This is a genomic window from Streptomyces jumonjinensis, assembly GCF_009600885.1.
Taxonomy (GTDB): Bacteria; Actinomycetota; Actinomycetes; order Streptomycetales; family Streptomycetaceae; genus Streptomyces; species Streptomyces jumonjinensis.
Genome location: NZ_VCLA01000042.1, coordinates 26,063 through 37,339, shown reverse-complemented (window position 1 = coordinate 37,339; position 11,277 = coordinate 26,063). Strand labels below are relative to the sequence as shown.

The window sequence follows — 11,277 nt, the reverse complement described above, 5'->3', positions numbered from 1 at the left end:
GCGGCGGGGCGACCGCGGTGACGGTGGTGTGCGCGGCGCTCGCCGCCTATCCGCTCTCGCGCCATCCGGCGGGCTGGGGCCGTCCGTATCTGCTGACGATCCTGTTCACGACATGTCTGCCGATCACGGCGATGATGGTCCCGGTCTACGGGCTGTTCGTCCAGGTCGAGCTGATCGACACGCTCTACGGCACGGGGCTCTTTCTCGCCGCCTCCCAGCTGCCGTTCTCCATCTGGCTGATGAAGAACTTCATGGACTCGGTGCCCATGACCCTGGAGGAGGCCGCCTGGACGGACGGCGCCTCCGGTGCGCAGACCCTGCTCCGGGTGGTGCTGCCGCTGATGGGCCCCGGGCTGACCGTGGTGACGATCTACACCTTCATCCAGCTCTGGGGGAACTTCTTCGTCCCCTTCATGCTGATTCTCTCGCCGGAGCTGCTGCCCGCCTCCGTCTCGATCTTCACCTTCTTCGGGAACTACGGATCGGTGGTGTACGGGCAGCTGGCGGCGTTCTCGATGCTGTACTCGGCGCCGGTGCTGGCCCTCTATCTGCTGATCGCACGCCGGCTGGGCGGCGGCTTCGCCCTCGGCGGCTCGGTCAAGGGCTGAGCGGCCCGCCCCTCGTACGCAAGGGCCGAGCGCGGCCCCTCCCCCGTACCCCCGCCCGAAAGCCAGGGGCCGAGCCGCCCCCGGCCCGTACCGTCAGAAGACCGACTCGGCCTCGTACATCCGGTCCGTCGGCACCGTCTTCAGCCGGGTCACCGCGTCCGCCAGCGGGACCATCGCCACATCCGTGCCCCGCAGCGAGGTCATCTTCCCGAAGTCGCCCCGGTGCGCGGCCTCCACCGCGTGCCAGCCGAAGCGGGTGGCGAGGACCCGGTCGTAGGCCGTGGGCACCCCGCCGCGCTGCACATGGCCGAGGATGACCGGCTTGGCCTCCTTGCCGAGCCGCCGCTCCAGCTCGGCGGCGAGCTGGTTGCCGATGCCCTGGAAGCGCTCATGGCCGAACTGGTCGATCTCGCCCTTGCGGTACTCCATCGAGCCCTCCGCCGGGTGCGCGCCCTCGGCGACGCAGATCACGGCGAACTTCTTGCCCCGGGCGAAGCGCTCCTCGACCATCTTGACCAGGTCCTCGACCTGGAAGGGCCGCTCGGGCAGACAGATGCCGTGCGCGCCGCCCGCCATCCCGGACTCCAGCGCGATCCAGCCGGCGTGCCGGCCCATCACCTCGACCACCATCACCCGCTGATGCGACTCGGCGGTGGTCTTGAGCCGGTCGATGGCCTCGGTCGCGACGGTGACGGCGGTGTCGAAGCCGAAGGTGCGGTCGGTCTCGGAGATGTCGTTGTCGATGGTCTTGGGCACGCCGACGACGGGCATCCCCGCGTCGGAGAGCATCCGGGAGGCGGTGAGGGTGCCCTCGCCGCCGATCGGGATCAGGACGTCGATGCCGTACCGCCGCTGGATCTCACCGCAGTTCTCCGCGGCCTCGCGGAGCCTGTTCCGCTCCAGCCGGGCGGAGCCGAGGATGGTGCCGCCCCGGGCGAGGATGCCGCTCACGGCATTGAGGTCGAGTGGCCGGTAGTGGCCGTCGAGGAGACCCTTGAAGCCGTCCTCGAATCCGATGACCTCGTCCCCGTGACCGGTGAGGGCCCGGTGCACGACGGATCGGATCACAGCGTTCAGTCCCGGGCAGTCGCCGCCTGCGGTGAGTACGCCGATACGCATCGTGCTCTGTCTCCTGCTCGTCGATGGCACAAATGAGCCTGAGGTCAATTGTTCCATGGGGCCTCTGGCACTGCCCTCCCGCCCGGCATGCCCCCATCCTGCCGGACGGCACTCGGCTGACACCCGGCCCGGAAGGCGCTCTATCCATCCTCAGAGGTATTGTCAAGAGGTAAAGGCCGCCCACCAGCGGTTTTTTTGTACGACCTTTTGTGCGAAAGGGTCGCAAGGCCGACGGCCCCAGGGCCGAGCGAACACGGACGGGAGAGCACGCGTGACGCGCAGCGTGTACGTGACCGGGATCGACCGCGGAGACGGCCGCCAGGTCGTCGAGCTGGGAGTCATGGAGCTCCTCACCCGCCAGGTGGACCGGGTGGGCGTCTTCCGCCCGCTGGTGCACGACGGTCCCGACCGGCTGTTCGAACTGCTCCGGGCGCGGTACCGCCTCACCCAGGACCCGGCGTCGGTCTACGGCATGGACTACCACGAAGCCTCCGCCCTCCAGGCCGAGAAGGGCACCGACGAACTGGTGTCCCGGCTGGTCGACCGCTTCCACCAGGTGGCCCGCGAGTACGAGGTGGTACTCGTCCTCGGCACCGACTTCGCCGCCACCCAGCTCCCCGACGAGCTGGCGGTCAACGCCCGGCTCGCCAATGAGTTCGGCGCCTCCGTGATCCCGGTCGTCGGCGGCCGGGGCCAGACCGCCGAGTCGGTGCGGGCCGAGGCCCGCAACGCCCACCGCGCGTACGAGGCGCTGGGCGCCGATGTGCTCGCGATGGTCGTCAACCGGGTGGCCCCCGAGGAGCGCGCGGTGATAGCCGAGCGGCTCTCCGCCCGGCTGCCCGTCCCCTGCTACGTCCTGCCGGACGAGCCCGCGCTCGCCGCCCCCACGGTCTCCCAGATCACCCAGGCGCTCGGCGGGACGGTGCTGCTGGGCGATGACTCGGGGCTCGCCCGCGACGCCCTCGACTTCGTCTTCGGCGGCGCGATGCTGCCGAACTTCCTGAGCGCCCTGACCCCGGGCTGCATGGTGGTCACCCCCGGGGACCGCGCCGATCTGGTGGTCGGCGCGCTGGCGGCCCACTCGGCGGGCACCCCGCCGATCGCCGGACTGCTGCTCACCCTGAACGAGCGGCCGAGCGACGAGATCCTCACCCTCGCCTCCCGGCTCGCGCCCGGCACCCCGGTGATCTCGGTGCCCACCAACAGCTGGCCCACGGCGGCGGAGCTCTTCGGTCTCGAAGGCAAGCTCAACGCATCGACGCCGCGGAAGGCGGAGACCGCGCTCGGACTCTTCGAACGCCATGTGGACACCGCCGAACTGCTGGCCAGGCTCGCGGTGGCCCGCAGCGGCCATGTCACCCCGATGATGTTCGAGCACGAGCTGCTGGAGCAGGCCCGCGCCGACCGCCGCCGGGTGGTGCTGCCCGAGGGCGGCGAGGAGCGGGTGCTCTGGGCGGCCGATGTGCTGCTCCGCCGCGACGTCTGCGATCTGACCCTGCTCGGCGATGTCGAGGCGATCCGCAAGAAGGCCGCCGACCTCGGCATCGACCTCAAGAACGCCCAGCTGATCGACCCCAGCACCTCCGAGCTGCGCCAGGGCTTCGCCGAGCGGTACGCCCAGCTGCGCGCCCACAAGGGGGTGACGGTGGAGCTGGCCCATGACGTGGTGGCCGATGTGAACTACTTCGGCACGCTGATGGTCGAGGAGGGCCTCGCGGACGGCATGGTCTCGGGCTCCGTGCACTCCACGGCGGCCACGATCCGCCCGGCCTTCGAGATCATCAAGACCCGGAAGGACGCGGCGATCGTCTCGTCCGTCTTCTTCATGTGCCTGGCCGACAAGGTGCTGGTGTACGGCGACTGCGCGGTGAACCCGGACCCGAACGCCGAGCAGCTCGCGGACATCGCCGTCCAGTCGGCGGCGACGGCCGCCCGCTTCGGCGTGGAGCCGAGGATCGCGATGCTCTCGTACTCCACCGGCACCTCGGGCTCGGGCGCGGACGTCGACAAGGTGCGGGAGGCGACCGAGCTGGTGCGCCGCTCGCGGCCGGATCTGCGGATCGAGGGCCCGATCCAGTACGACGCGGCCGTCGAGCCGTCCGTGGCCGCGACCAAGCTGCCCGAATCGGAGGTGGCGGGCCGGGCGACGGTGCTGATCTTCCCCGATCTGAACACCGGCAACAACACCTACAAGGCCGTGCAGCGCTCGGCGGGCGCGGTGGCGGTGGGGCCGGTGCTCCAGGGGCTGCGCAAGCCGGTGAACGATCTCTCGCGCGGCGCGCTGGTGAGCGACATCGTGAACACGGTGGCGATCACCGCGATCCAGGCCCAGCCGAAGCCGGACCCGGAGCAGCCCGCTCCGGCGGCGGACCCCGCCGTCCCGGCGGCGCGGCCCCGGTCCGTGTGACGCCGCCGGCCCCGTCCGCTCAACGCCCCTCAGAGCTCACCGCACCCACAGCACTCACGCACTCACAGAACACAGAAGGCCCATGACAGCGACAGCCACCCGAGTCCTCGTCCTCAACTCCGGCTCCTCGTCGGTGAAGTACCAGCTGCTCGACATGCACGACGGCTCCCGGCTGGCGGTCGGCCTGGTGGAGCGGATCGGCGAGGAGACCTCCCGGCTCACGCACACCGCGCTCACGGGCGGCGGCGCCGGGAAGCGGGAGCGCACGGGCCCGATCGCCGACCACGAGGCGGCGCTGAAGGCGGTGGCGGAGGAGCTGTCGGCGGACGGTCTGGGCCTGGACTCGCCCGAGCTCGCGGCGATCGGGCACCGGGTGGTGCACGGCGGGCTGCGGTTCACCGAGCCGACGGTGGTGGACGACGAGGTCCTCGCGGAGGTGGAGCGGCTGGTGCCGGTCGCGCCGCTGCACAACCCGGCGAACATCACCGGCATCCGCACCGCGCGGGCGCTCCGCCCGGATCTGCCGCAGGTGGCGGTGTTCGACACCGCGTTCCATACGACCATGCCGGAGTCGGCGGCGCGGTACGCCATCGACGTGGAGACGGCCGACGCCCACCGGATCCGCCGCTACGGCTTCCACGGCACCTCGCACGCGTATGTCTCACGGGAGACGGCCCGGCTGCTGGGCAAGGCCCCGGAGGACGTCAATGTGATCGTGCTGCATCTGGGCAACGGCGCGTCCGCGTCGGCGGTCCGGGGCGGCCGGTGCGTGGACACCTCGATGGGGCTGACCCCCCTGGAGGGGCTGGTGATGGGCACCCGCTCCGGTGACATCGACCCGGCGGTGACCTTCCACCTCCAGCGGGTGGCGGGGATGTCCACGGACGAGATCGACGTACTGCTCAACAAGAAGAGCGGTCTGGTGGGTCTCTGCGGCGACAACGACATGCGGGAGATCCGCCGCCGGATCGACGAGGGCGACGAGCGGGCGCAGCTCGCCTTCGACGTCTATATCCACCGGCTGAAGAAGTACATCGGCGCTTATTACGCGGTCCTCGGCCGGGTGGACGCGATCGCGTTCACGGCCGGAGTCGGCGAGAACGCGGCGCCGGTGCGGGAAGCCGCCGTGGCCGGTCTGGAAGAACTGGGCCTGGCCCTGGACTCGGCGCTGAACGACGAGCGTTCGGACGACGCGCGCCTCATTTCGGCGCCGTACGCGCGGGTCGCGGTGGCGGTGGTCCCGACCGATGAGGAGCTGGAAATCGCACGTCAGGCGTTCACGCTGGTGTCCGAAAACTCACTCGACTGAGCGAGAGGCCGCCCATTTGTACTTTCCGCCAGCCGGAATATTCCGAGTCGAAACAAACCGATAGGATCCGCCTTATGCGCCGTTCCAAAATCGTCTGCACACTGGGCCCCGCCGTCGACTCGTACGAGCAGCTGAAAGCGCTCATCGAGGCCGGTATGAACGTGGCCCGCTTCAATATGAGCCACGGTTCCCATGCCGAGCACGAGGACCGTTACCACCGCCTCCGCAAGGCCACCGCGGACTCCGGCCGGGCGGTGGGCGTGCTCGCCGACCTCCAGGGCCCGAAGATCCGTCTGGAGACCTTCGCCGAGGGGCCGGTGGAGCTGATCCGCGGTGATGAGTTCACCATCACCACCGAGGACGTGGCGGGCGACAAGTCCATCTGCGGCACCACGTACAAGGGGCTGCCGGGCGATGTCTCCCAGGGCGACCAGATCCTGATCAACGACGGCAACGTAGAGCTGCGCGTCGTCGGGGTCGAGGGCCCGCGGGTGAAGACGATCGTGGTCGAGGGCGGTGTGATCTCCGACCACAAGGGCATCAATCTGCCGGGTGCGGCGGTCAATGTCCCGGCGCTGTCCGAGAAGGACATCGACGATCTGCGCTTCGCGCTGCGGATGGGCTGCGACCTGGTGGCGCTCTCCTTCGTCCGCGACGCCGACGACGTCAAGGACGTCCACAAGGTGATGGACGAGGTGGGCATCCGCGTCCCCGTCATCGCCAAGGTGGAGAAGCCGCAGGCCGTCGCCAACATGGAAGCCGTCATCGCGGCGTTCGACGGTGTGATGGTGGCGCGCGGCGACCTCGCGGTGGAGTATCCGCTGGAGAAGGTCCCGATGGTGCAGAAGCGGCTGGTCGAGCTCTGCCGCCGTAACGCCAAGCCGGTGATCGTGGCGACCCAGATGATGGAGTCGATGATCACCAACTCGCGTCCGACCCGGGCCGAGGCCTCGGATGTGGCGAACGCGATCCTGGACGGCGCGGACGCGGTGATGCTCTCGGCGGAGTCCTCGGTGGGCGCGTATCCGATCGAGACGGTCAAGACCATGTCGAAGATCGTGACGGCGGCCGAGAACGAGCTGATCTCCAAGGGCCTTCAGCCCCTGGTCCCCGGCAAGAAGCCGCGCACCCAGGGCGGTTCGGTGGCCCGCGCCGCCTGTGAGATCGCGGACTTCCTGGACGGCAAGGCACTGGTCGCCTTCAGCAAGTCCGGCGACACGGCCCGCCGCCTCTCGCGCTACCGCACGGTGCAGCCGATCCTGGCGTTCACCACCGAGGAGTCGACGCGCAATCAGCTGACGCTGAGCTGGGGCGTGGAGTCTTTCGTGGTGCCGCATGTGAACAACACCGACGCGATGGTGGACCTGGTGGACGCGGAGCTGCTGAAGCTCCAGCGGTACAACGAGGGCGACACGATGATCATCACGGCGGGCTCCCCTCCGGGTGTGCCCGGCACGACCAACATGGTGCGGGTGCACCACCTGGGCAGGTCGGCGTAACCTCGCCCCCTCCTGCCGGCTGAGCAGCCGCCTTCACCGAACCGTGGGCCGTATCCCCCTGTCCGCCAGGGGGTGCGGCCCATCGGCCGTCCGGTCGTGGTCAGTTCCCGCTGATCCCGCCGCTGATGCGGTTGTGCAGCCCCGGCACCGTGAGAGTGCCCCCGAACTGCCCCGCCTGCACCACGGTGACCTCGGTGAAGAAGGCGAACGGAACGTTCACCGGCGGCGGGGTCCGCGGGCTGAAGGTGACCGGGATCAGCCCGAAGAGATCGCCCTTCAGCTCCTCGGTGTACATCGTCACCGTGCCCTCGCGGATGGTCGAGGTGGAGCCCTTACGGGCCTCGACATGGAGGGTCGTGCCCTCGGGGCCCTTCGACAGCTGGTGGAGATCGCCGATGTCGATGCTCCTCGCGGTGAACTTCAGCGCCTTCTTGACCTTGCCGCTGCCGGTCCGCACCTCCACGATGCCGTGGTACTTCAGACCGTTCAGCGTGAGCAGCGAACTCTCCAGGATCCAGGGGTCGTCGGCGAGCAGCGGAAGTCCCGGTTCGAGCTCCGCGGCGGCGAAGGCGGCGGGGTCCTCGGTGGGGCAGGGGAAGTGGGGTTTCGCGGCGTCGGGTATGTCCGCGTCCTTCCTGGGGTCGAGTCCCTTGGCGTCCTCGTCCAGTTCCTCGACCGATGCCCCCGCCTGTTCGGCCGCGTCGGCGATGGCTTTCCTGGTGCGCTCCGCCTCGTCGTCGGCGTCGGCGGCGTCAGCGGAGGGGCTCGCGCTTGGCGCCGTCCCGGCCGGATCGGACGGCTCTGACGGGTCCGCGGGATCGGGCGGGCCGGACGCGGCGCCGTCGCGGGACGCGGTCGGTGTGGGGGTGGGCTCCGGGGTCCGGCCCGGGTGCCCCAGCAGATCCTCGATCGCGTCCCCCAGCCCCAGCGGGTCCAGCGGATGCCCGCTCCCGCCGGAGGTCGCGGCCGGGTCCGGGCTCTCCGCCGTGGTCGCGCCCTCCGTCCGCCCGGCGGACGGGCTCTGTCCGGACAGCGGCTCCGCGCTCCCGGTGCTCTCCGCGCTCTCGTCGCTCCCATCAGTCCGCCCCGGCGTGGCCGTCGGACCGGGGGTCGCGGCAGACGACGGCGACGCGCCGCCGGACGGCCCCGGCGACTGAGACGGCGAGGACGACGCCGGCGCGGACGGCTCCTCCGAGCTCTCCGCACACGGCCCCGCGGCGTAGGGGATCTCCTTGTCCTCCGCGAGCGCGAGCCGTGGGGTGAGGCTCAGCCCCACGAAGACGGCGGTGGGCATCGCGGCCAGCGCCATCGCCTTGCCCGCGGGCAGCTGAATCCTGGCCAGCAGGGATCTTCGGGGAGCGGCGTGGCGGGGACCCTTCCGGACCCGCGCCGCCGCGTCGCTCCCCGGCTCTTCGGGCGGAGTGGCCTCACCCTGCACTGGGCCTCCCGCCGTCGGCATCGGCAGCGCTGTCGTGAACAGCCTCGGCGGGCGGGACCGGCAGCGGCTTCCCGGGGACCCAGGAAATCGAGAGCGCGCCCCCCACCAGCGCGAAGAGAAAGCCGATGACGAAGCCGCCGAGATTGGCGATGGGGATCGAGATCAGCGCGAGCAGAATCGAAGCGACCCCCGCGAACACCCGTACGATGTGGTGGAACCACATCGTCAGCCCCAGCGTCACCAGCAGTACGCCGATGATCAGCGAGCCCGCACCCGCCGTCGTCTCCATCGAGAGCGTCAAGTTGCCCAGCTTCAGGCTCGCATAAGGGAAATAGGCGATCGGGATTCCGCCGAACAGGGTGAACAGCCCGGCCCAGAAGGGGCGTTGACCTCTCCATTCGCGGAACCGCCGCCGGAAGACGCGGAGGACGTGCTCGTTCTGCCCCGTGGCCATGGACTCGGCGCTCATGGAAAACAGCTCCCTGGAACTGGTGTTGCTGGGTGAAGAGTTGAACGGGCGGGCGGGGCCCCTCGGGCTCCCCGCCCGCCCGGACGGAGCCACCGTCAGAAGCACTCTTTGTCGGTGCCGCGGTGGAGCCGCATGCTCAGACCGTTCAGCGTGAAGCTTCCGGCCGTGGTCGCCCACGCCGTCTGCTTGACGTCCCACAGCTGGGCGCGCTCGGCCTGCTGCGCGAAGCCGTTCTCCTGGACGCGGTCCCCGGGCTTGACCGCGGGGCCCTTGCCGGCCGGACCGTCTCCGCCCTCGGCGTTGTCGGTGTCCTTGACCGCGACGCCGATGTCGATGTTCTTGAACTTGGCGTCCGCGTCGAGCTGGGAGATGTCCAGATAGAGGTTCTCCGCGCGAACGGGCCTGTCCCGGTCCTCACCGGCCTTCAGCCTCAGGGTGATCTTGCCGAGCAGCGGCACATCGGTGACGACCGACTGACACATGTTCTCGATCCTGGCGGTGCGGAACGTCGAGATCGCCACCGGATGCATGACTTTCTCTTTGCCGTCCATCTCCTTGTATCCGACGTCGACGCCGCCGTACTGGGCGAAGCCCGCGCCGTCGAGATAGTCCGCCGTGACCTTGAACTGCTGGCCCGACACCGCGAAGGACGCCGCCAGCGCCCCCTGTGCCAGACCGATGCCGATCGCGGCCGTCGCGGCCACACTCGGCACCATGACCAGGGCGAACCGCTTCCATCTGGTTCCGCCACGAGCCATCGACTCCATGACTTTCCTCCTTCTCGGACGTACATCTCCGGTTCGGACTTCGAACGTCCGTCCAGGGATGGGAGAAGTGCTACGTCCTCGGGAAGGAGAGCGCCCGCGCTCTCGGGCACGTACCTCGTCCATGCGCGCGTCCGAAACACCGGCGATCACCCCCGAGCGACAACCACTGGTCGCGCCTGACGCATCACGCACAACCCAACAACCGGACAGGTCCTGCCGGTTGGGCAGGAACCCCCCTGTCCACGGTCGGCGGCACAGCCGCCGGCCGACCCGGTGGGGACCCAGACACCCAAGCACGGCCGGGAGCCGGGATGGTGCGGTGCTGGACCGAGCGTGGCCGATCGTGGTCCATTCCCGGCTCCGGCACAAGAGGTTCCGTTACTCACCAGTAACAGGCCGAGAACCGCACTTCGGCCGGTTCATGACGAGCAGCGACACAGGGTGCAGCCGAGTGTGGCACCAGAAGGGGAGAATGTCATCGATAAACGGACGGAAGGCGGGACGTGTTTTACTGCGAGTAACAGGCCCTCGAATCACCAAGCTTTGGCAAAGAGGGGCGGTTTGTTGTCACCCATCGCCAAACGGCGGTGGCACAAGGTCTGTGCCACCGCCGCAGATCACCCCAGAACCGGCCGAACGGTACGCCCGACGCCGGATTCTGGAATCTGGCTCAGAACAACACCCTCGCGAGTGCGGAACGCGCCGCCGTCACCCGGGGGTCCTCGGGTCCGACCACCTCGAACAGCTCCAGCAGCCGCACCCGGGCCGCGTCGCGGTCCTCGCCCGCGGTGCGGCGCACGGCCTCGACGAGCCGGCCGAACGCGTCATCGACATGGCCGCCGACCAGATCCAGGTCGGCGGCGGCGATCTGCGCCGTCACATCGGCCGGATTCTCGGCGGCCTCCTGGCGCACCTTGGCCGGATCCATCTGCTGCACCCGGCCCAGGAGCTGGGCCTGGGCCAGGCCGAGCTTGGCCTCCGTGTTGCCCGGGTCGTCCGAGAGCACATTCCGGTACGCCTGGACCGCGCCACCGAAGTCGCCCGCGTCCAGCGCCTGTACGGCGGCTTCCAGCAGGGCGTCATGGGGACCGGCCGGAACCGTCGCCTCCATGTCGGCGTCGGCGTCGGCGGTGGCCGCATCCTGGTCGACCGCGATACCGGTCAGCCCGAAGCGCTCCTCGGCGACCTGGATCAGCTGATCCAGCGTCTGGCGGATCTGCTGCTCGGGGGCCGCGCCCTGGAAGAGCGGCAGCGCCTGCCCGGCCACCACCGCGAAGACCGCCGGAATCCCCTGGATCCCGAACTGCTGCATCAGCATCTGGTTGGCGTCGACGTCGATCTTGGCGAGCACGAAGCGACCGCTGTACTCCTGCGCCAGCCGCTCCAGCAGGGGGCCGAGCTGCTTACAGGGCTGGCACCACTCGGCCCAGAAGTCGAGGACGACCGGGACCTCGGCGGACCGCTGGAGCACATCGCGCTCGAAGCCCGCCTCATCGACGTCGATCACCAGGCTGGAGGGGGGCACGGCACCGCCGCCGCCCTGGCGGGCGGCCTCGGCACGGGCCTGCTCGGCCTTCGCCTTGGCCTCTCCGGCCGCTTTCACCGCGGCGAGGTCGACGACGCCGCTCATGGACATGTTCCTAGGCTGCATGAGTACATCC

Annotated in this window: 9 protein-coding genes; 4 read left to right on the top strand and 5 right to left on the bottom strand. The window is 69.8% G+C overall.

Annotated features, from left to right (window positions below; translation table 11 throughout):
• A partial coding sequence (locus FF041_RS05845) for a carbohydrate ABC transporter permease (RefSeq protein WP_153521320.1) occupies window positions 1–608 on the top strand: 608 nt, incomplete at its 5' end.
• Window positions 609–701: 93 nt separating this feature from the next.
• Here the strand turns inward: FF041_RS05845 and FF041_RS05840 are convergent.
• Window positions 702–1,727 (bottom strand): ATP-dependent 6-phosphofructokinase, encoded by a 1,026-nt coding sequence (locus tag FF041_RS05840; RefSeq protein ID WP_153480762.1) that lies wholly within the window; start codon window positions 1,725–1,727, stop codon window positions 702–704.
• A 271-nt stretch (window positions 1,728–1,998) separates the two neighbouring features.
• Here FF041_RS05840 and pta point away from each other — a divergent pair, with 271 nt between their 5' ends.
• From pta to pyk, 3 genes are all read left to right on the top strand, one after another.
• The gene (pta, locus tag FF041_RS05835; RefSeq protein ID WP_323391313.1) at window positions 1,999–4,134 is read left to right on the top strand and encodes a phosphate acetyltransferase; all 2,136 of its coding nucleotides are present in this window, start codon (window positions 1,999–2,001) and stop codon (window positions 4,132–4,134) included.
• 82 nt (window positions 4,135–4,216) lie between these two features.
• Window positions 4,217–5,443, top strand: a complete 1,227-nt coding sequence (locus FF041_RS05830; protein ID WP_153521319.1) for an acetate kinase — start codon at window positions 4,217–4,219, stop codon at window positions 5,441–5,443.
• Between the two features lie 74 nt (window positions 5,444–5,517).
• Window positions 5,518–6,942, top strand: coding sequence for a pyruvate kinase (pyk, locus tag FF041_RS05825; RefSeq protein WP_153521318.1), 1,425 nt, complete (start codon window positions 5,518–5,520; stop codon window positions 6,940–6,942).
• Between the two features lie 100 nt (window positions 6,943–7,042).
• Here pyk and FF041_RS05820 read toward each other — a convergent pair whose 3' ends face one another.
• From FF041_RS05820 to FF041_RS05805, 4 genes are all read right to left on the bottom strand, one after another.
• Window positions 7,043–8,380, bottom strand: coding sequence for a hypothetical protein (locus FF041_RS05820; RefSeq protein WP_323391312.1), 1,338 nt, complete (start codon window positions 8,378–8,380; stop codon window positions 7,043–7,045).
• Entirely contained in the window at window positions 8,370–8,849 is a 480-nt protein-coding gene (locus FF041_RS05815) for a DUF6114 domain-containing protein (protein ID WP_153521316.1), read from the bottom strand. Before FF041_RS05815 ends, FF041_RS05820 begins: the two co-directional genes overlap by 11 nt.
• A gap of 95 nt (window positions 8,850–8,944) precedes the next feature.
• On the bottom strand, window positions 8,945–9,616 hold the full coding sequence (locus FF041_RS05810; RefSeq protein WP_153521315.1) for a DUF6230 family protein: 672 nt from the start codon (window positions 9,614–9,616) through the stop codon (window positions 8,945–8,947).
• A gap of 670 nt (window positions 9,617–10,286) precedes the next feature.
• Window positions 10,287–11,267, bottom strand: a complete 981-nt coding sequence (locus tag FF041_RS05805) for a tetratricopeptide repeat protein (RefSeq protein ID WP_153480754.1) — start codon at window positions 11,265–11,267, stop codon at window positions 10,287–10,289.
• Window positions 11,268–11,277 lie beyond the last annotated feature (10 nt).